Below are 20,622 nucleotides of genomic sequence, written 5' to 3'. Positions count from 1 at the left end.
CGTGACGACCACACCCCAGGCGGTCCGCAGGGCATCCCCGCGCGCCCGTCGGACGGTCACCCCGCCCGACCCGGCGCGCCCGCTGCTGCCGGACGCCGAACCGGTCCGCCTGCTCGATCCGACAGGTACGCCGCTGCCGGCCCGCACCGACTACCCGGAGCCGCCCGTCGAGGCGCTGCGTGAGCTGTACCGCCGGATGGTGCTCGGCCGCCGGTTCGACACCCAGGCGACCGCGCTGACCAAGCAGGGCCGGTTGGCCGTCTACCCGTCGTCGCGCGGCCAGGAGGCGTGCCAGGTGGCCGCCGTGCTCGCCGTCCGCGACACCGACTGGATGTTCCCCACCTACCGCGAATCGATGGCGCTGGTTGCCCGGGGCATCGACCCGGTCGAGGTGCTCACCCTGCTGCGCGGCGACTGGCACTGCGGCTACGACCCCACCGCGGTGCACACCGCCCCGCAGTGCACCCCGCTCGCCACCCAGTGCGTGCACGCCGCCGGTCTCGCGCACGGTGAGGCGTACCAGGGACGCGACACGGTGGCGCTGGCCTTCATCGGCGACGGCGCGACTAGCGAGGGCGACTTCCACGAGGGCATCAACTTCGCCGCCGTGTTCAAAGCGCCTGTCGTCTACTTCGTGCAGAACAACAGGTACGCCATCAGCGTCCCGCTGTCCCGGCAGACCGCCGCGCCGTCGCTGGCGTACAAGGGCGTCGGCTACGGAGTGCCCAGCGAGCAGGTCGACGGCAACGACCCGGTCGCGGTGCTCGCCGTGCTGACCCGCGCGGTCGCGCACGCCCGCGCCGGCAAGGGCCCCTTCCTGGTGGAGGCGCACACCTACCGGATGGAGCCGCACACCAACGCCGACGACGCCAGTCGCTACCGCGACGGCGCCGAGGTCGACGCCTGGCGCGACCGCGACCCCCTCGCTCGGCTGGAGACGTACCTGCGCGCCCGTGGCGTGCTCGACGACGCGGCGGTCGCCGAGGTCGCCGACCAGGCCGAGGCGTACGCGGCGGACCTGCGCGCCCGGATGAACACCCAGCCCACCGTCGACCCGCTGAGCCTCTTCGACCACGTCTACGCCGAGCCCACCCCGCAGCTCGTCGAGCAGCGCGAACTGGTTCGCGCCGAGCTGGCCGCCGCGCACGACGAGGAGGGCGACGCCTGATGGCCACCACCATGGCGAAGGCGCTCAACACCGCGCTCGCCGACGCCCTCGCGGCCGACGACCGGGTGGTCGTCTTCGGCGAGGACGTCGGCGCGCTCGGCGGCGTCTTCCGGATCACCGACGGGTTGCAGGCCCGCTTCGGCGAGAAGCGCTGCTTCGACACCCCGCTCGCCGAGGCCGGCATCGTCGGTTTCGCCGTCGGCCTGGCCATGTCCGGGCTGCGGCCGGTGGTCGAGATGCAGTTCGACGCGTTCGCGTACCCGGCGTTCGAGCAGATCGCCTCGCACGTGGCGAAGCTGCGCAACCGCACCCGGGGCAAGCTCAGTGTGCCCATCGTCATCCGGGTGCCGTACGCCGGCGGCATCGGCGGGGTGGAGCACCACTGCGACTCGTCCGAGGCGTACTACGCGCACACCCCCGGCCTGAAGGTCGTCACCCCGGCGACCGTCGAGGACGCGTACTCGCTGCTGCGCGAGGCGATCGACGACCCCGACCCGGTGGTCTTCATGGAGCCCAAGAAGCTCTACTTCGGCAGCGCCGACGCCGAGCTGCCAGCGCGTACCGAGCCGTTCGGCCGGGCCGTCGTGCGTCGTGCCGGCCGGGACGCCACCCTGGTGGCGTACGGGCCGGCGGTGCCTGTCGCGCTGGAGGCCGCCGAGGCCGCCCGCGAGGAGGGCTGGGACCTGGAGGTGGTCGACGTGCGCACCATCGTGCCGTTCGACGACGCCACCATCACCGCCTCGGTCCGGCGCACCGGCCGGTGCGTGGTGATCCAGGAGGCGCCGGGCTTCGCGGGTGTCGGCGCGGAGATCGCGGCCCGGGTGCAGGAGCGCTGCTTCCACGCGTTGCACGCCCCGGTGCTGCGGGTCGCCGGGCTGGACATCCCCTACCCGGCGCCGATGCTGGAGCACACCCACCTGCCCGGTGTGGACCGGGTGCTCGACGCGGTGGCCCGTCTCCAGTGGGACGACCAGCCGGACGCGCGTTGGGCGGCGGCATGACCACCGTCGAGCGGACGCAGGTCTTCCTCCTGCCCGACCTGGGCGAGGGGCTGAGCGAGGCCGAGATCGTCGAGTGGCGGGTCGCCGTGGGTGACATCGTCACCGTCGACCAGAGCGTGGTCGAGGTGGAGACCGCCAAGGCCGTCGTCGACGTGCCCTGCCCGTACGCCGGCCGGGTCGTGACCCTGCACGGCGAGGCGGGTGAGGTCCGCCCGGTCGGCCAGCCGCTGATCACCATCGCGCCGCTTGACGGCGGCGACGAGCCCGCCGGGCACGCCACCTACCGCGAGGAGGAGCGGGCCGGCTCCGGCAACGTGCTGATCGGGTACGGCACCGGGCACGGCGGCGCGACCCGCCGCCGGCGTCGACCGCGCCTCGCGGTGGCCCCGGAACCACCCGACGCCGGTCCGGCCGATGGCGGCGACACCGGCCTGGCCGGCGACACCGGTCCCACCGCGGCCCCCGGCCCGCGTGCGGTCGATGCCCCGACCCCGGCCGGTCCGACCACGGCTCCCGCCCCGCGTGCGGTCGATGCGCTGACCGTGGCCGGTGGCCCGGTCGCGGTCGACGGCCCGGCCCGGAGCGCGGCGGCAGCCGCGGGGCCGGCGGCACTTGTCATCTCGCCGATCGTGCGCCGGCTGGCCCGCGAGCGCGGCGTCGACCTGGGCACGGTCCGGGGCAGCGGACCCGGCGGGGTGATCCGCCGCGCCGACGTCGAGGCGGCCCTGGCCGTACCCGTCGCCCGGCTCGCCGCCGTGCCGGACCCGCAGGTCGCGTCGACCCCGGAGGGCGACGGCGACGTGATCGTCCCGCTCACCGGCGTGCGCAAGGTGATCGCCGACAAGCTCTCCCGTAGCCGGCGGGAGATCCCCGAGGTGACCATCTGGGTCGACGTCGACGCCACCGGGCTGCTGGAGACCCGGGCGGCGATCAACGCGGCGACGCCCGACGCGCCGGTGAGCATCCTGGCCCTGCTGGCCCGGATCTGCCTCAGCGGCCTGCGCCGGTTCCCGCAGCTCAACTCCCGCGTCGACACCGAGGGCCAGCGGATCGTCCAGTCCGCCGGGGTGCACCTGGGCATCGCCGCGCAGACCGACCGGGGCCTGCTGGTGCCGGTGCTGCGCGACGCCCAGCGGCTCACCACGGCCGAGCTGGCCGCCGAGCTGACGGCGACCACCGCCGCCGCACGGGCCGGGACGCTCGCGCCGGCCCGGCTCACCGGCGGCACCTTCACGCTCAACAACTACGGCGTGTTCGGCGTGGACGGCTCCACCCCGATCATCAACCACCCGGAGGCGGCCCTGCTCGGGGTGGGACGGATCGTGGACAAGCCGTGGGTGGTCGACGGGCAGTTGGCCGTGCGCAAGGTGACCCAGTTGAGCCTCACGTTCGACCACCGGGTCTGCGACGGTGGGGTGGCCGGTGGCTTCCTGCGCCACGTCGCCGACTGCGTGGAGCGCCCGGCGCTGCTGATCGCCGCCGTCTGACGCGTACCCCCGGCCCCGGCACCGCCCACGCGGCGCCGGGGCCGGCGTGCGTCCCGGGGTTTCCCGGCCGCGTCATCGGGAAGTCGGCCCCGCCGGAGCGCACCTGACGCGTCGAAGGGAGCCCGCCCGTGGCCGTGGCGAACGAGCTGCTGTTGAACGCGGTACGCGTACGGCGGCCCGCCGCCGCCGGTGCCCCCCTCTACTGCGACGCGCTGGAGTACGGGCTGACCGGTGACGGCGCGACGAACGACCAGCCGGCGCTGGCCGCCCTGGTGGACCGCCTCGGCGCCGGGTACGCCTCGGACGGCCGGGCCCGCGTCATCTACTGCCCGCCGGGCATCTACTCGATCCGCGACGCCGGCACGGTGTGGCGCAGTGGGGTCTCACTTGTCGGCGCCGGCCCCGCGGCGACCCGGTTCATGCTCAGCAACGAGGGCAACCGCGCCGACCCGACACCGCTGGCCTTCTGGACCACCGTGCAGCACGGCGCCGACCGGGACCGGCACATCGCCGACTGCACCTTCGCCGACTTCCAGATCGACGGCTCCGGGGTGGCGATGGCCGAGTACAACTACCTCGCCAAGGGTCTGGGCCTGCAGTACGTCGTGCGCGGCGTGTTCCGCAACCTCTACATCCACCACACGGCGGCCACCGGGCTGGGCTGCGACTTCCTGCAGGACTCGCTCATCGACGGGGTGGTGGTGGTCGGCTGTGGTCGCCTCGACAACGGCGAGCAGATCGGCGGCGCCGGCATCGGCGTGGGCATCGGCGGCTGGGGCACGGTGGAGCGGTTGACCATCGCCAACTGCACCACGCTCGCCAACGGCACCAACGGCATCTTCCTGGAGCTGCAGAAGGACTACTGGCCCCCGCCCCGCGGCTACCGCATCATCGGGTGTCACAGCCAGGGCAACCGGTTCGGCATCTCCGACTGGGGCGCCGACGGTCTCATCGTCTCGGCCTGCACGATGACCGGCAACCTGGAGGCCGGCTTCGACATCTCCGCGCAGGGCACCGCGGCGATCGCCGGACGGGGTGGGCTGCTCACCGACTGCGTCATCGACGGCAACATCCGCGACGGGGTGAGCGTCGGCAACAGCCCGGGCCCCTACACCATCCGGGGCAACCGGATCAGCGGGAACGGGCAGCACGGCTACCACGGGCACGACCTCGGGCGGGGTTACCAGGGCCCGGTACGGGACGTGGTGGTGGAGAGCAACGAGTTCTGGGGCAACGGGCTGGACGCCGTCCGGATCGACCACCAGATGACCGACGCGGTGCTGCTCAACAACCGGATCCGCAACAACGGGCGACAGTACGCACAGGCCGCCAGCGGTGGCGGCGAGACCGTCCGCTACGCCGAACGGTCCATGGTGGACCGGTCCGCGAACTGGCCGCACGACGGGCACCGGGGCAAGGTTCTGCGGGTGGGACGGGCCGTGGCCATGGTCGCCTCGAACACCGGCGACGAACTCGTCCTGGCACCGGTACGCCCCGACGGCATCAGCGCGTGGAGCGGGGACGTGCCGCCCCCGGGCTGCGGGTACGAGCTGTCCGCGGCACCCGAGCGGCGGGCCGGCATCACCATCGACGCGGCGTTCGACTCCGCCACCATCCGCGGCAACCGGGTCTGGGACAACCACGAGGACAGCACCCAGACCCACGGGCTGTGGATCACCGAGCGGGGTAGCTGCGTGGACTGCCGGGTCGAGGACAACGACCTCGCCGGCAACGCCGACGACGGGATGCGCCTGGACACCCCGCCGGTGGGCGGCCGCTGGCGCGACAACCACGTCGACAGCGACTGGAGCTGACCGGCCGAGGCCGGCGGTCAGCGGCGGCGGCTCGGAGCTGACCGGCCGAGGCCGGCGGTCAGCGGCGGCGGCTCGGAGCTGACCGGCCGGGGGTGGCGGTCAGCGGCGGGGGCTCGGAGCCGGCCGGGACGGAACGCGAAGCGGCGGCGGCCGGATGCTCTCCGGTCGCCGCCGCTCGTCGTGCGTGGGTCAGCCGGCCAGGCCGGCCACCGGGGTGGGATCCAGCACGACCGTCGCCGAGGCGGACTGCGGCGGCACACCGGGCTCCGTCGGCGCGTCGGTGTACTCGGCGACGAAGACCGCGGTCAGGTTGTCCGCGCCGCTGTGCCCACCGTCCACGAAGGTGGGGATCGTCCCGGAGCACCCGGTCGCCGTGGAGAGCGGGTGCCCGTGCTCGTCGTGCCCGAGCACGTAGGTGACAGTCACCCGGGAGCAGTCCACCGGCAGGTCGTCGGTGACCTTCACCTCGTACGCGACCGTCTGCCCGAACTGGAAGGGCTGCCCGGCCACCGGGGCGACGAACTCGATGACCGGCGCGGTCGGCCCGACCAGCAGCGGCAGGGTCGCCGAGGCGGACCGCCCGGTGCGGTCGGTCACCTTCAGCGTCGGCGTGTACGAGCCGTTCTCCTCGAACGTCCAGCTCGGGTTCGGGTCGGTGCTGTCCACCGAGCCGTCCGCGTCGAAGTCCCACGCGTAGCTCAGCTTGTCACCGTCCGGGTCGGTGGTGCCGGCGCTGGAGAACGCGACGGTAAGCGGGGCCTGCCCGACCGTCGGCGTGCCGCTGACCTTGGGGATCGGCGTCCGGTTGCCCCGGACGAAGTCGATCCGGGACAGCTGGGCGTCCGGGTTCTCGGCGAAGTAGCCGTCCCCGTACTCCAGTACGTAGAGCGCGCCGTCCGGACCGAACTCCATGTCCATCGGGTTGTCGACCACCAACGACGGCGCCACCGGTCGGATGTCCTGCACGTCGCCGTCGGAGTCGAGGCGGAACTCCTTGATGTAGTCCCGGGTCCACTCGTAGAACAGCGGCACCCCGTCGTAGTACGCCGGCCACCGGGTACGCGACGTGCTGGCCCCGTCGTAGTCGTACGCCGGGCCGCCCATCGGCGCGATGCCGCCGGTGCCCAGCTGCGGGAACTCGGCCGAGGCGGCCGCCGAATACCACACCTGGGGCTGCTCGACCGGCGGCAGCACGCGCTTGCCGGTGTTGTGCGGTGAGTCGTTGACCGGGCGCTTGCAGTTGAACTTGGCGCCGGACTCGCCGGTGGCGAAGTCGTAGTCGCGGTAGGCGATCGTCGGCGTCACGCAGTACGGCCAGCCGTAGTTCGCCGGCTTGTCGACAACCATCCACCGGCCGTGCCCGGCCGGCCCGCGCTCCGGGTTCGCGGTGGAGGCGTCGGGGGAGTAGTCGCCCAGGTACACGTTGTCGGTACGCCTGTCGACGGCGAACCGGAACGCGTTGCGCAGCCCCATCGCGTAGATCTCCGGACGGGTCTGTGCCGTGCCCGGCTTGAACAGGTTGCCGGCCGGCACCGTGTAGCCACCGCCGGCCTTCACCTTGATCCGCAGCAGCTTGCCGCGCAGGTCGTTGGTGTTGGCCGCGGTGCGCTGTGCGTCGTACGCCGGGTTCCGGTCGGCCCGCTCGTCGATCGGCACGTAGCCGTCGGAGGCGAACGGGTTGGTGTCGTCACCTGTCGACAGGTACAGGTTGCCCTTGCTGTCGAAGTCGATCTGGCCGCCGACGTGGCAGCAGATGCCCCGGTCGGTCGGCACGTCGATGATCTGCTGCTCGCTGGCGAGGTTGAGCTTCATCCCGTCCAGCTTGAACCGGGACAGCCGCAGCGCGCCCTTGAACCGCTGCCAGTCGGCCGCGGTGCCGGTCGCCGGCGCGTCCCCCTCGTTGACGTCGGGGGTCGCCGGGTCGTCCACGGGCGTGTCCAGCGGCGGCGAGTAGTAGAGGTACACCCACTTGTTCTGGGCGAAGTTCGGGTCGATGGCGACCCCCTGCAAGCCCTCCTCGTCGTGCTCGTACACGTCGATGTCGGCGGCGAGGGTGTTCAGCCCGGTGCGCGGGTCGTGGATGCGGACCTCGCCGGTGCGGGAGGTGTGCAGCACCCGCAGGTCGGGCAGGACGGCGAGGCTCATCGGCTCGCCGGGGAAGTCGTTGAGCGTCACCTTCTGGAAGCTGCTGTCCGGCGGCGCGGCCGCCGGTGCGGCGGTCGCCGCCGTCGTCGGCGCGACCAGGCCGGCCGACACCAGGAGCAGAGCGGACGCGAAAGCGGTCCTGTTCATATCAGGCAGTCCCCCGAGGTGGTCAGTACCGCAGTGCGGCGAGGTAGTCGAAGCCGACCCGGGCGGTCTCCAGGGCGTCGGCGGGGACGCGCGGCGAGGTGCCCGCGTCGTCGCGCTCCACGATGTACTCCTCGATGCCCGCCTCACGCTCGTGGTCGAAGATCCGGCCGAAGTCGATGACGCCGTCGCCCAGATCCGCGAAGCCACCCTCGACGTCCAGGTCCTTGACGTGCACCTGGCGGATCCGGCCGCGGTTGGCCCGGATCACGTCGACCGGGTCGTGTGCCCCCCGCCAGGTCCAGTACAGGTCGAGTTCGAAGTGGACCAGCCGGGGATCGGTCTGCCCGGTGAGGATCTCGAAGCCGGTCGAGCCGTCGGTCAGCGGCACGAACTCCAACTGGTGGTTGTGGTAGCCGAAATCGAGCCCGGCACGCTCGGCCAGCCGCCCCGCCTGGTTGAGGTCCCGGGCCAGGGCACGGTAGACGGCGGGGTCCCGGTACGGACGCCCCTCCGCGTCCCGACCGAAGTACGGGTGGACGATCTTCTTGCTGCCCACCGTGTTGGCGTCCTCGAGGGCACGTTCCCAGGTCGCGGCGTCGAACGGCTGCGGGATGCCGGTGTGCCCGGAGGTGGCGCGCAGCCCGGCCGCGTCAAGCGCGGCCCGGAACTCCGCGGCCGTACGCCCCACGAAGCCGGCGTGCTCCACCCGCCGGTAGCCGATGCGCCGCAGGGCGGTCAGGGTGCCCGGCAGGTCCGCGGCGAGCTGGTCGCGCAGCGTGTAGAGCTGGATGCTGATCCGGTCCACCGGCACCCGACGCCGGCCGTGGGACTGACCCCGGGCGGCGGCGTCAGCGGCGGGCGCGGCATTGGCCGGGCCGGCCAGGAGCCCGGCGGCGCCGACGGCGGCGGCGGAGACGGTCGCGGCACGGAGGAGCCCGCGTCGACTGACCGGCTCGGAGGTCACTGTCGGCTCCGAGCGGTTGATCTGGTGATCCATGGTGGTGGTCCCTTCCTGACGGCTGGTGCGCCGTCGGCAACTGTCGACCGGCCGGCCTTTGCCGGGGCGCGCCGAACCGGCCGGAGGCAACGCTCCGGCTGGACGGTGAGGACGACGCGTGGACGCGGTCGGCGCCCCAGAGGGGGGACCGCGGCCCGACCCGGCAAGGGAGGCAGGCAGGCTGATCGACGAATGGGCAACCTTCTATCTGAAACCCGACCTTACCCTTGCCTCCGGACAAAGGCAAAGCTCCGTCTCGATGAGCAGAAGTTTCGCTCCAAATGACAAAAGTCCTCCCAGCAGGTGCGGCATCCGCCCCCACCCCGTCCTGCGCACCCCGCGCGTCCGCGCCCGCGCATCCGCCCAGACGCATCCGGCGCGCCCGCGCCCCGCGCCCGCCCAGACGCACCCGAGCGTGACCTTGAGGGCCGCGGGCATCGACGCCCTACTCGGCGGCCGGCCGAGGGCGACGTCCCTCGCGGAGACCGCCACAACATCGGGGATGTCGCTGCTTCCCGCGCACCGGAGGCAGCAACATCCCCGATGTTGCGGAGATGTTGCTGCGCGGGGCGCGGCGGCGCGGGGCGCGGGGGCGCGGGGCGCGGGGGCGCGGGGCGCGCGAGTCGTGCAACGGCGGCGATAGGTGCGGGCGTGGCGGGGTCGGGGTGGGACCGGACGTTGCGGGTCGGGTGACGTGCCGGAGTGCGGACCGTGCCGAGAGGTGGCGCTTGTGGGCTTTTCTCGTCAAGCGGCACAGGGTCGGAAAATGCGCCGATAAATGCGCCACCGATTATTTCCGAATGCCCTGGATACTCCTGTCGGGGCCGACAGAATGTGGCAGAGGGAAGCCGAAAACGGGGGGACTGAACATGACGTCTAGGCGGCGATTGACGCTGTTGGCGGTAACTGTCGCAGCCGCACCGCTCGTGCTGGCCGGGTGCACCGCCGACCGGGACTCGGCGGCCGGGCCGGCCAAGGGGCACGTCGCGGCGCCGGAGTTGGCCGTGACACCGGGGGACAAGGCCCGCGACGTTCCGGTCAGCGCCGAGGTCGGCGCGGTGGTCAAGGGCGGACGGGTCACCGCCGTCCGACTCACCGACGACAAGGGCGCGCAGGTCAAGGCGGAACCGCGGGAGGACGGCTCGGGTTGGGTGCCGAGCGCTCCGCTGCAACCTCGGCGTACGTACACGGCGGAGGTGACCGCGACGGGTGACTCGGGTGCGACCACGACGCGGACCACCACGTTCACCACGATGGCCAAGTCCACGAAGCCACAGATCACCAGCACCCTCTATTTTGTGGGCAACCGGACGTACGGCACCGCGATGCCGGTAACCGTGGCGTTCGACCCGGCAATTCCGAAAGAGGCCAGGGCGGATGTGCAGCGCCGGTTGTTCGTGAAGACGAATCCGCCGCAGCCGGGTGCCTGGTCGTGGCTGGACGACGGAAGTCAGGTCTATTACCGGGCGCCCGATTTCTGGCGGCCGGGGACGACGATCAGTGTCCGTGCGGGGCTGGAGGGCTTGCCGATCGGCAAGAACCTGGTCGGGGACGCCGAGCGGACCGCGACCTCGAAGATCGGAAAACAGGTCTCGCTGGAGATCGACAACGCCACGAAGCAGATGACGGTGCTGCGCGACGGCAAGCAGGTTCGCCGCATCCCGGTGAGCCTGGGCAAGCCGAGCACGCCCAGTTCCAGCGGCAAGATGGTGATCATGGAGAAGCACGAGCGGACCACCTTCGACACCCGGGGTGAGCCGAACGGCGGCTACGTGGTCGACGTCGACGACGCCCAGCGGCTCACGTGGGGTGGTGAGTTCATCCACTCGGCCCCCTGGTCGGAGGGCGAGCAGGGCTACACCAACACCTCGCACGGCTGCGCGAACGTCTCCGCCACGGCCGCGGACTGGCTGATGGGGGTGACCCAGGTCGGCGACCTGGTCACCGTCAAGGGCACCGAGGTCGACCTGCAGCCCGGCAACGGCTGGACGGCGTGGAACGTGGGCTGGGACGAGTTCGTCAAGGGCAGCGCCCTGCCGGTGCCGTCCGGGCTCAAGCCCGCGCCGGTGGCCCCGGCGCACCCGGGCGCGGTGGCCGGCGGCTCACCCGCTCCGGCGCCCTCGGTCAGCGGTCGCTGACACCGGGACACCGGGACACCGAAACACGGGGCCGACCCACCATCGCGGTGGGTCGGTCCCGTTCGCCGTCGACGTACCCACGGCCGCGTCGGGGTCGGCCACCGCCCGGCACGCGCCGGGCGGAGGCCAGGCGTTCATGCCAGGGGTACGCGGGCCACGCCGGACCCGATGAGGCTGCCCAACCAGAGCTGGTCGCCGTGCTGTCGTACCCCGGTGATCATCCAGTAGTTGCCGGCCGGGCCGTGCAGCGTACGACGGACCGTGCCCTCGCCGTCGACAAGCGCGACCAACCCGTAGCGGCGCGGTTGCGGCTGCATCGCGTCGGGCAGCAGCGCGGCGAGCTGGCGCAGCCGGGGGTGCGGCAGCAGCCGTTCGGCGATGGGCACCCGAGGGCTGGGCAGGGCGATCCAGTACGTTCCGTCGCCCACCGCGGAGAGATTGTCCGGGTACGCGGGCAGGTCGGCGAGCACCCGCACCCCGCCGCGCAACTCCACGCGGAGCAGCCGGTGGGTGGTGGTCTCGACAAGCATCAGCGCCGACTCGTCGGGGGTCAGCGCGATCCCGTTGGGGAAGTACAGCCCGTCGGCCACCACCTCGGTGCGTCCGCTGCCCGGGTGGTGGGCGAGCACGCGGCCGTGGGGGCGGTGTTCCAGCAGGTCCCGCTTCCAGTGCGAGACCGGGAACCGGTCCGACGAGTCGGTGAAGTAGACGGTGCCGTCGCGGGCCACCGTCGCGTTGTTGGCCAGGTGCACAGGCGGCGCCGTCCCGGTCAGCTCGTGGACCGTCCCGTCCGGCGTGACCCGCAGCAACCCGCGGTACGCGTCGCAGACGATGAGCGCCTCCCCGGACGGGTCCGCCTCGATGCCGAGTGGCCGGCCGCCGGTCTCGGCCAGCAGCCGGGGTCGGGTGCCGGCCGGCGCGTCGACCGGCCACCACCAGAGGTTGCCGTCCTCGTCGCCGCTGATGACCCGGCCGCTCGGGTCGACCAGCACGTCCTCCGGCCCGACGGCCCCCTCGGGGAGGGGCAGGAGGTCGACCCGGTCGAGCCGGCGGTCCGTGGCCGCCCACGGGCCGCTGAGCGGAGGCGGAACGGTGGCCGTCTCGCGGACGGGCCGGATCAACCGTGGCGGCCGGGGCCGGGGGATCACCATCGGGTCATTCTCCACCGCCGATGCCTGGTACGCCCGAAGCGCGTGTACGCGGCGCGCCACCTGGCCGTTCGGTCGGCCGCGAGGCTCCTGGCCTCCACCCCTAGGGGGATGAGGGGCACCTCGGGGGATGACCCTGGGCGTACCCGGAATCACTCCGCGGAGGGGCGAAACTGTCGGTGGTGGGGGCTAGATTTCACGTCATGGGAGAGCGCAGCGACCGGATCGACGTGCAGGTCAGCGTGGGTGACAAGGTGGTCCAGGTGCGGGTGGCCGGCGAGGTCGACATCGCCACCGTCGCCGCGTTCCGGTCCGCCCTGTGGTCCGCGCCGGCCCGGCCGGTCGTGCAGTTGGAGCTGTCCGGGCTGCGCCTGCTCTCCGCAGCCGGGGTGCGTACGTTGCTCGCCGCGCACCTGCGCATCCGGGCCCGGGGCGGCGAGCTGGTGCTTGTCGATCCCACCCCGGTGGTGGCCCGGGTGCTGCGCGCCACCGGCCTGCACCGGGTGATGCCGATCCTGGAGCCCGCCCGGGTCGTCGAGGCCGCCCGTCGTCCGGTTCCAGCCGACCTGATCGGGGCCGCCCGTCGCCCGCCGGCCGCGCCCGACGGCCTGGTGCTGGCCGCCTGACGCTGAACGCGTGCAAGGTGGCCTGACGCGCCGAGTGGCCGTCTGACGCGACACCAGGCACGCCGAGTGGCCGTCTGACGCTGACAGCGCGCGCTCGGGGGCCGCCCGGCACGCGCCGAACGGCCCCCGTCACGATCGATCAGCGCACGCCGAGAAGGTCGACGACGAAGACCAGGGTCTCGCCCGGCTTGATGACGCCGCCGGCGCCGCGGTCGCCGTACCCCAGGTGCGGCGGGATGGTGAGGCGGCGACGGCCGCCGACGCGCATCCCCACCACGCCCTGGTCCCAGCCGGCGATGACCTGACCGCCGCCGAGCGGGAACTCGAACGCCTCGCCCCGGTTCCAGGACGAGTCGAACTCGCCGCCGGTGGAGTGCGACACGCCGACGTAGTGCACGCTTACCAACTGACCCGGCTCGGCCTGCGGGCCGTCGCCCACGGTGATGTCCTCGGTCACGAGGTCGGCCGGCGGCGCACCCTCGATCGGACCCACCTCGGGCTTGCCGGATCGGGCGCCTGCTGCCTGGTTCATGCGGGGATCTCCTGCCGTGTTGGGTGATGTGTCCGGTCACCGTCGATCCTGCCGGATAGCGCGTCACCGATGTGCGGCGGACCCGCCACCTGCCCCGACACGACCACCGGCCCACCGCCGCGGGGGATCGACGGCACGCGTCGCGGCGGGCGTCACCGGTGGTGACGCCCGCCGTGCGACGGTGCGGTGGTGGTCACCGCAGCCAGGGCGCCTGCCGGACGATCGGCAGCTTCGCCCAGACGTTCCCGAGGCCCCCGGTGTCGCCGGCGTCGACCAGCGCCAGGACCGCGAGCACCGCGGCGTAGATCAGGTGGTCGTCCATGAAGAGGTTGTTCTCCGGAGGCAGGACGGCGGTCCACATGAGGACCAGCAGCAGGCCACCGGCCACGGCCGCGACCCGCATGCCGACGCCGAGCAGGAGCGCGATGCCGATCCCCGCGAGGCCGGCCATGAACAGCCAGTCGGCCCAGGCGGCGCCGGCGATGCCGGTGTAGACGTCCGTGAACGGGCCGGCGACCCCGAAGGTGAGGAAGCCCTTGGTGGGGCTGCCCCCGTTGATCCAGGCGTTCTTCGACGCGGTCTCGTGGCCGAGGCCGAACAGCTTGTCGAGGAAGGCCCAGAGGAAGATCCAGCCGAGCGCCATCCGGATGCCGGCCAGCACGTACCGGCTGGCCTTCTCTCGGGTGGCGCCGGTCGCCGGAGCGGTGGTCTCGGCGGTGGTCCGCTCGAACGTCGCGGTCATGGTGTCCACGTCCCTTCTCTGCCTCGCACCGCGCTTCCCGGTGGCACCTCCAGTGGACGCTCTCGGCCCGTGTCGGCGGCAGGGCCGACGGACCGCACCGGCCCGGGACCTTGGACCCCCGACGGCGTTCGCCGTTGACCAGACGCGGCCGGACCGCCGGGTCAGGGTCGGGCCGGCCCGATCCGGGCCGTCACGTCGAGGTGCGCCGGTTGGCAGCCGGCCGTCGTGGCGAACCGGCGGACCGCGTCGTGGACGTGCTCGCGGACGCCGGCGGGGCGGGCGTCTCCGGTCAGGTCCACCCGGATCCACACGTCGGGGCGCGGTGGCGTGCCGGTGAGCACCACCCGGGCCCGGTGTACCCCGGGTACGCGGAGCAGGTCCCGTTCCAGCGCGCGTACGAGGACCTCGGTGGCCAGTCGGGTGCGACCGGGGTGCCGTCCGGGTCGGCTCAGCGTGCCCCGCAGGGCCCGGTCGGGTCGGCGCAGCGCCCGGTGCAGCAGACGCTGACCGGCGACGGCGGTCAGCAGCCCGGCGACCGCCGCGGCCAGGGTGCTCCAGGGCGTCGCGAGTCGCCACGTGTCCACCAGGCCGCCGCCGAGCAGGACGCCGTCGGGGTGGCCGCCCGGCAGCGCGCCGGAGCCGGCCGCCAACGCCGTCACCCCGACGGCCACCAGCAGCAGCGCGACAACCGTCCACAGCAGGCGGTGCGCGGCATCGGTCATGCCGGCCGCCTGCGGGGCAGCAGTCGGATCTCGACGCGCTCGGCGCGTGGCGAGGCGAGCTGACGCAGCTCCTGCCGTACGGCGAACTCGACCTCGGCACGGGCCGCCGGGTCGCCGGTGGCGCGCAACCGGGGTCGCCACCGGTCGCCGTGGCGTCGGACCCGCACCCGGGTTGCGCGTACGCCGGGAACGGTGTCCGCCGCGTCGGTCAGCCGGCGCTCCACGCACCGCCGGCGCAGGTGCCAGCCGTCGTGCGCGTCCACGCGCAGTCGGACCGGCGTCCACCGGCGCAGTTGGGCGACCAGGATGAGCAGACCCAGCAGTACGGCCGCACCGGCCGTTCCCCGTACGGCCGGATCGTGCCACCGGGTGGTGGTCAGCGCGTCGTACCAGCCGGGGCGGATGAGCAGCGGTGTCGGCCGCCCCATCGTGACCAGCAGCGCCTGCACGGCCAGCAGGACGCCGGCGGCGAGCAGGACGACGGCCAGCAGCGCGGTGGCTGCGCGGTTGGCCGTCGCCGTGCTCAGCTCGGGGCGGACGACCGGTGGGCGGGACGGGGTGTCGTCGTCGGCGCCGGGCACTGCCAGGTCCCGCACCGTGATCGTCACCGTGGCCACCGCGCGGCCGGTGCCGGCGAGCACCTGTTCGGCGACCGTCCGGCGGACCGCGTCGGCGACGGCGGGCACGCTGTGGCCGTACTCGATGACGAGGTGCAGGTCGAGGCCCACGGACCGGTCGCCCACGCGGACGGTGGCCGGACGGACGTCGGAGACGCCCGGCACGCGACCGGCCGCGTCGGCCGCGATCCGCCCGACCTCCGCCGCCGCGCCGGTGTCGCCTGTCGACCGATCCGCAGCGCGCCGCGACCCGCGGCCGCCGGTCGGGTCGGCGGTCGCTGTGGGACGGATGGCCGTGGGTCGGAGGGGAAGGCGGTGGTGTCGTCCCGCTCGGTCGGCGCTCGGACGGCGGCGGATGGCCGGGTCACCGGCGGGGCGCGGCTGGCGTGGCCGGCGCGGGCTCTCCGCCCGGGGTCGGCGAGGCGCCGGCCCGCTCGCGGCGTGGGTGCCGAACTGCTGACGCGACATGCTCTGACCTCCCAGCCGGTCCGTTGCGGGCGACCTCGCTGGATACACCCCACCGGGTGCCCTGGAACACGCATCGGACGTGATCCAGGTCACAGATGCCCACCGAGCGCTGGCGTCACTCCGGGACCCTTGGCACGCTTCTACAACGTTGTAAGACATGCGTCGTCCGCCCGAGGAGGCCCCCGATGCGCGTATCCCCGGCTCAGTCAGCGGCACCCGCCACCGGGCCCGCGGCCGACGACGACGTCCCGGTCGAGGCGCTCGGCGACCTCTACCGCGACGGCATCACGGCCTGTCGGGGCGCCTTCGAACCGGCCTGGGTGGACCAGATCGGCAGGGACGTGGCCGCCGCGTTCGAGGAGGCGCGCTCGCGCCCCGACGGCGCGGTCGGACGCGGTCCGCAGCGGTGGTACGTGGAGATCCATCCGGAGCAGTTGACCGGTTTCGTCGAGCTGGTCACCCATCCGTGGGTGGTGTCGGTCTGCCGGGCGGTCCTCGGCGACGAGTACGAGATCGTCGAGTTGGGCTTCGACACCCCGTTTCCCGGGGCGGCGATGCAGCCCTGGCACCGGGACTTCCCGATGCCCGCGCAGACCCGGCGGCAGCGGCGGCTCACCTCGCTGGCGTTCAACCTGACCACCGTCGACACGGTGGAGGAGATGGGGCCGTTCGAGATCGCCCCGGGCACCCAGTGGGACGACGGGGCCGACTTCGACCACGGGATGTTCCCGCCCCGGGAGCGCTATCCCCGCTACCAGCAGCGGGCGGTGCGCAAGTACCCGCAGCGGGGTGACATCTCGGCCCGGTCGGCGTTGACCGTCCACCGCGGCACCCCGAACGTCTCGGACTCGGCCCGCCCGGTCCTGGTGCTCGGCGTCGACGCGCCCGGCGCGGGCAACGCCGCCCACCACGACATGGCCGTCACCCGGGCGTACTGGGAGCGGCTGCCCCCGGCGGTCCGGGAGCATCTGCCCTGCCCGGTGGTGGACCGGCTGGAACCGATCCGGCAGAAGCACACCATCGAGGGCCTGGTGATGGGCGCGGCGGAGTAGGCACCCACGGGCGATCCCTGCCGAGGGCTGGGTCCCCGGCCTTGACTTCCGGCGTCGACCGGGGCGAGTATCCAACGATAAGCGTCGATGACGGGGGTCGTTGGTGAAGAATCGTGTCGTCTTCCTGGCCGTCGCCGCGCTCGCGGTCGCCTCGGGTGCTCTCGCCGTGGTCGTCCCGGCGTCCGCCGCCAGCGGGTGTGCGGCGCAGCTCCAGGTCGGCTTCCAGTACCCGTCGATGCTGCGCGGCGACCTCAGGGTGCTGAGCGTCGGCCAGCCACTCACGGAGTGGACGTTGACCTTCCCGCTGCGCTACCCGACCGAGCAGATCAAGAACGTCGACGGTGTGCGCTGGGAACAGCACGGCGGTGAGGTCACGATCCGCAACCTGCCCGGTGTCACGTTGCCGGCCGACGAGCAGCAGTTCTTTCCCTTCGTCATGACGCGCGGGGTCCGGACCGGCCTGCCGCAGAACTTCACGCTCAACGGCGTCACCTGCACGACCGTGCTGCCTCCGCGCCCGCCTCCGTCGACCCCGCCGCCGGTCTCGCCGAGCCCGCGGCCGACCGGGTCACCCAGTCCCGTTCCCGACCCGAACCGGCCGTCCGTCGCGATCATCAGGCCGGAAGACGGTGACCACTTCTTCGCCCCGGCCACCATCAACGCGGAAGCCGTCGCCACGCCCGCGCCCGGCCGGCGGATCACCCGCGTCGAATTCTTCGGCTGGGGCACCGGGGTGGACCGCACCTCGCTCGGTACCGACACGACCGCGCCATACACCGCCCAGTGGCGTGACCTGCCGGCCGGTTCCTACAACCTGGACGCCTACGCGTACGACGATCAGGGCTCGATGCAGAACACCAGCACGGCCCCACTCGTTCGCGTGCTGACACCGGGCGAGGAGCGGCAGGCGCCCTACGTCAGCGTGGTGCGCGACCAGCTCTGGGGCATCTCCCCGGTCATCAACGCGGCGGCCCCCCGACCCTTGACGCCGCTCGTGCGCACCGGTGCGGAGGCCCGCTGCGTGCGGGGGCGCGGCATCTGGGACGGCCCGGTCGACGACGCCGCCGTGGCCAGGCTCGCCGCACGCGGCGTCCAGGCGGTGTACGTCCCGCTCAACGAGGCCTGCTGGCTCGGCCTGTCGTACGTGGACCCCCGCTTCGGCGGCGAGCGGTACCGGCAGGAGATCGTCGCGTACACGCAACGCTTGACGGTCGCCGGCATCACGCCCATCCTCGCTCTCGGCTGGAGCCACGGCCGCTACACCGGGCCGGGGGCGACCTGCCGGGACGAACGTGCCGTCTGCGCCAAGCCGGCACCCGACCTCGAGTACGCCCTCGACTTCTGGCAGAGCGTCGGTCTGACCCTCTACTACGGCGAGACGGTGATGTTCGACCTGTTCTCGGCACCGTACCCGGATCGGGCGATCGCCGACCCGGCCCTCGCCTGGGAGTGCTGGCGTGACGGTGATGTGGCGTGTTCCGCGCTCGGCTATCCGGCGGTCGGCATGCAGCAAATGCTGGCCGCGCTCCGAAGAGGTTCCGCCGGTGTGCTGCTCGCCAGTGGCCTGAACGGCGGCAACGACCTGTCCCGGTGGGCCGAGTACGTCCCGGAGGACATGGTCCACAACGTCGCGGCGGGCTGGCGGCCGGCAGCGCCCGGGAACTGCCACCCGCCGACCCTGCCGCAGGCCCCCGTCGTCGTCACGGCGGCCTGCCGCTAGGCCGTGTCTTCAAAGGTTCATAACCATTGGAGTAGCGCGGCGATGGTGACGGTGGCCCGGTATGACGTTGCTGTCTTGTCGTATCGGGTGGCCAAGCTGCGGCACTGCTTGAGCCGGTTGAAGCACCGTTCGACGACGTTGCGCCGCTTGTAGAGCTGCTTGTCGAACGCTGGTGGCCGGCCGCCGCGGCTGCCTCGCCGGCGGCGGTTGGCCTGCTGATCAGCGCGTTCGGGGATCGTGTGTGGGATGCCTCGTCGGCGTAGGCCGGCGCGGATGGCCTTGGAGCTGTAGCCCTTGTCGGCGATGACGTGCTCCGGGCGGACGCGGGGCCGGCCGGGGCCTGAACGCTCGACACGGATGCGGGTGAGGACCTGGGTGAAGCGGGTGCAGTCGTTGACGTTGCCGCCGGAGAGCACGAAGGCCAGGGGCCGACCCAGGCCGTCGCAGGCGAGGTGAATCTTGGTGGTCAGTCCACCTCGAGATCGGCCGAGGGCGTGATCTTGTGGTTCGTCCGTTTCTCGGCGCCCCCTTTAGCGCCTGCAGCGTGCTGGTGGGCTCGCACGATGGTCGAGTCGACCGACACCAGCCAGTCGATGTCACCGGCCGCGTCCGCGTCGGCCTGCACTCCGGCCAGCATCCGCTCGAACGTCCCGTCCAGGGCCCACCTGCGGAAACGGGTGTAGATCGACTGCCAGGACCCGTAACGGGCGGGCACGTCCCGCCACGCTGCCCCGGCCCGGACCTTCCACACGATCCCGTTGAGCACCCGCCGGTCATCGACCCGCGGCCGACCACCCGTCACCGCCGACGGCAGATACCTCGACAGGGCTTCCCACTCGACGTCAGACAACTCGTAGCGACGACCCACGCGCTACATCATCCGATACCAAGATCCTTTGAAGACACTGCCTAGGGCAGCGGGCGCGGGCGCTCCGCAGCCGGCCGGGCCGCTCCACCAGGACCGGTGATCGACCGCCTAGACTCGGCGCGGTTCGACCGACCGGCGGATGGATCAGACAGATGACGAGCAGCGTGGATCGCGGCTGGCTGCGGGCGATGCCCGCCGATGGTGGACGCGACGCGTTGTTCGACCGCGCCGGCCACCTGGTGTACGGGACGCGTCGGCTCAGCGAGCTGGTGCAGGGGCGTCCGCCCGGCGTCACGGGCAGTCAGTGGGGTTCGGCCAGCCGGGCGGCGTTCGACCTCGTGGTCTGCGCCGCCGACACCGGACGGCCGGTCGTCGCCGTGGCGATCGGCCCGGTCCCGCCGGCCGGGTCGGCCGAGCAGCGCGCGGAGCGGCTCACCGACGCCGTGAGCGCGGCCGTCGGGCTGCCCGTGCTGCGCATCGGGTCACCGACGCTGCGGGCCGCCGAGCACGGCCGACGCCTCGTGGAGTACGTGGTCGACGCGCGCGCGTACGCGGCGGGCGCCGCCGTCACCGGCAGCGAGGACGAGTCCGCTCCGGTGGGCTTCCGCGACATCCTCGGGCGACTTCCCGACGGCCGGACCGGCCCGGTGAACGACCTGGGGGCGTTGACCCGCGCGGCGGCGGTCGAGGCGTACGTGGCCGGGCGGCTGGCCGACCCGATCGTGCGCGGATTGCACGTGCACTGGGCCGAGGGTCCGGCGCAGGGCTGGAGCTGGGTCCAGGTGCGCCCGGACGCGTGCCTGATCGAGCGGGTCTCGGTGACCGCGCAGCGCTTCTCCTGCGGCGTCGACGTGGCCCGGCTGGCCGAGGACCTGGCGACCGTCGCGGTCGGCGAACGGTTGCGCGCGGTGGGGCCGGACGGCCCGGACCTGCTGGCGCGCGCGGACCTCACCGCGGAGATCGTGGCGCTGAGCCGACGCCGCGACGAGCTGGTGGGTGGCTTCGCGTTCGACCACCTCTGCGCGGACTGACCGGCCACTTTCCCTGCTGAAACCCCGCTCCGCACCCGATCCGCTCGGGTGCGGAGCAATTTTCTGTGGGCCGTTTGAACCTTCCCCGTCGCCGTCCCGTACTCCTGCGCGAACGAAGAGGATCTCCCCGACCGCGTCGACCGGACGCGGGAGACGGTGCGGAAAGGGCATCGTCGGCCATCGACACGTTACCGGGTAG

At 73.0% G+C, this 20,622-nt stretch carries 16 protein-coding genes and 1 pseudogene; 9 read left to right on the top strand and 8 right to left on the bottom strand.

Annotation, left to right across the window (positions count from 1 at the left end):
- Window position 1 precedes the first annotated feature (1 nt).
- The 4 genes from pdhA to MILUP08_RS18980 all read left to right on the top strand — a co-directional run bounded on the left by pdhA (window position 2) and on the right by MILUP08_RS18980 (window position 5,470).
- Window positions 2–1,168 carry a pyruvate dehydrogenase (acetyl-transferring) E1 component subunit alpha gene (gene pdhA, locus MILUP08_RS18995; protein ID WP_007460567.1) on the top strand — a complete coding sequence of 389 codons (1,167 nt, stop codon included), beginning with the start codon at window positions 2–4 and terminating at the stop codon, window positions 1,166–1,168.
- Entirely contained in the window at window positions 1,165–2,169 is a 1,005-nt protein-coding gene (locus MILUP08_RS18990) for an alpha-ketoacid dehydrogenase subunit beta (RefSeq protein WP_193376632.1), read from the top strand. The genes pdhA and MILUP08_RS18990 overlap by 4 nt, the downstream gene beginning before the upstream one ends.
- Window positions 2,154–3,656, top strand: coding sequence for a dihydrolipoamide acetyltransferase family protein (locus MILUP08_RS18985; RefSeq protein WP_420329273.1), 1,503 nt, complete (start codon window positions 2,154–2,156; stop codon window positions 3,654–3,656). The genes MILUP08_RS18990 and MILUP08_RS18985 overlap by 16 nt, the downstream gene beginning before the upstream one ends.
- A 134-nt stretch (window positions 3,657–3,790) precedes the next feature.
- The gene (locus tag MILUP08_RS18980) at window positions 3,791–5,470 is read left to right on the top strand and encodes a right-handed parallel beta-helix repeat-containing protein (protein ID WP_039908337.1); all 1,680 of its coding nucleotides are present in this window, start codon (window positions 3,791–3,793) and stop codon (window positions 5,468–5,470) included.
- A 189-nt stretch (window positions 5,471–5,659) separates the two neighbouring features.
- Here MILUP08_RS18980 and MILUP08_RS18975 read toward each other — a convergent pair whose 3' ends face one another.
- Complete coding sequence (locus MILUP08_RS18975) at window positions 5,660–7,762, bottom strand: PQQ-dependent sugar dehydrogenase (protein ID WP_007460559.1); 2,103 nt, start codon at window positions 7,760–7,762, stop codon at window positions 5,660–5,662.
- A gap of 22 nt (window positions 7,763–7,784) precedes the next feature.
- Window positions 7,785–8,759 (bottom strand): sugar phosphate isomerase/epimerase family protein, encoded by a 975-nt coding sequence (locus tag MILUP08_RS18970; RefSeq protein ID WP_007460557.1) that lies wholly within the window; start codon window positions 8,757–8,759, stop codon window positions 7,785–7,787.
- An 869-nt stretch (window positions 8,760–9,628) separates the two neighbouring features.
- Between MILUP08_RS18970 and MILUP08_RS18965 the strand changes: the two genes are divergently transcribed.
- Window positions 9,629–10,897: a L,D-transpeptidase gene (locus tag MILUP08_RS18965; RefSeq protein WP_007460555.1), complete on the top strand. Its 1,269-nt coding sequence runs from the start codon at window positions 9,629–9,631 to the stop codon at window positions 10,895–10,897.
- Window positions 10,898–11,031: 134 nt separating this feature from the next.
- Here the strand turns inward: MILUP08_RS18965 and MILUP08_RS18960 are convergent, their stop codons facing one another.
- A complete protein-coding gene (locus MILUP08_RS18960; RefSeq protein WP_007460553.1) occupies window positions 11,032–12,048 on the bottom strand; it encodes an SMP-30/gluconolactonase/LRE family protein in 1,017 nt (338 codons plus the stop codon).
- A gap of 200 nt (window positions 12,049–12,248) precedes the next feature.
- Between MILUP08_RS18960 and MILUP08_RS18955 the strand changes: the two genes are divergently transcribed.
- Window positions 12,249–12,671 carry an STAS domain-containing protein gene (locus MILUP08_RS18955; RefSeq protein WP_007460551.1) on the top strand — a complete coding sequence of 141 codons (423 nt, stop codon included), beginning with the start codon at window positions 12,249–12,251 and terminating at the stop codon, window positions 12,669–12,671.
- A 139-nt stretch (window positions 12,672–12,810) separates the two neighbouring features.
- On the opposite strand, the gene MILUP08_RS18950 is transcribed toward MILUP08_RS18955, so the two are convergent.
- From MILUP08_RS18950 to MILUP08_RS33885, 4 genes are all read right to left on the bottom strand, one after another.
- Entirely contained in the window at window positions 12,811–13,203 is a 393-nt protein-coding gene (locus tag MILUP08_RS18950; RefSeq protein ID WP_007460549.1) for an FKBP-type peptidyl-prolyl cis-trans isomerase, read from the bottom strand.
- A 193-nt stretch (window positions 13,204–13,396) separates the two neighbouring features.
- On the bottom strand, window positions 13,397–13,954 hold the full coding sequence (locus MILUP08_RS18945; protein WP_039906272.1) for a DoxX family membrane protein: 558 nt from the start codon (window positions 13,952–13,954) through the stop codon (window positions 13,397–13,399).
- A gap of 152 nt (window positions 13,955–14,106) precedes the next feature.
- On the bottom strand, window positions 14,107–14,667 hold the full coding sequence (locus MILUP08_RS18940; protein ID WP_007460544.1) for an Asp23/Gls24 family envelope stress response protein: 561 nt from the start codon (window positions 14,665–14,667) through the stop codon (window positions 14,107–14,109).
- Window positions 14,664–15,752 carry an Asp23/Gls24 family envelope stress response protein gene (locus MILUP08_RS33885; RefSeq protein WP_007460543.1) on the bottom strand — a complete coding sequence of 363 codons (1,089 nt, stop codon included), beginning with the start codon at window positions 15,750–15,752 and terminating at the stop codon, window positions 14,664–14,666. The genes MILUP08_RS18940 and MILUP08_RS33885 overlap by 4 nt, the downstream gene beginning before the upstream one ends.
- A gap of 185 nt (window positions 15,753–15,937) precedes the next feature.
- Here MILUP08_RS33885 and MILUP08_RS18930 point away from each other — a divergent pair, with 185 nt between their 5' ends.
- On the top strand, window positions 15,938–16,804 hold the full coding sequence (locus MILUP08_RS18930) for a phytanoyl-CoA dioxygenase family protein (RefSeq protein ID WP_007460541.1): 867 nt from the start codon (window positions 15,938–15,940) through the stop codon (window positions 16,802–16,804).
- Window positions 16,805–16,907: 103 nt separating this feature from the next.
- Window positions 16,908–18,524, top strand: a complete 1,617-nt coding sequence (locus MILUP08_RS33880; RefSeq protein ID WP_007460539.1) for an Ig-like domain-containing protein — start codon at window positions 16,908–16,910, stop codon at window positions 18,522–18,524.
- A 17-nt stretch (window positions 18,525–18,541) separates the two neighbouring features.
- Here the strand turns inward: MILUP08_RS33880 and MILUP08_RS34705 are convergent.
- Window positions 18,542–19,392 (bottom strand): annotated as a pseudogene (locus MILUP08_RS34705) (IS5 family transposase).
- Between the two features lie 152 nt (window positions 19,393–19,544).
- Between MILUP08_RS34705 and MILUP08_RS18910 the strand changes: the two are divergent.
- Complete coding sequence (locus MILUP08_RS18910; protein WP_007460534.1) at window positions 19,545–20,423, top strand: PDDEXK family nuclease; 879 nt, start codon at window positions 19,545–19,547, stop codon at window positions 20,421–20,423.
- Window positions 20,424–20,622 lie beyond the last annotated feature (199 nt).

This window comes from Micromonospora lupini str. Lupac 08 (assembly GCF_000297395.2).
GTDB classification, from domain to species: domain Bacteria; phylum Actinomycetota; class Actinomycetes; order Mycobacteriales; family Micromonosporaceae; genus Micromonospora; species Micromonospora lupini.
The sequence above is the reverse complement of the archived record's forward strand: the minus strand, read 5'-3'. Positions and strand labels throughout refer to the sequence as shown.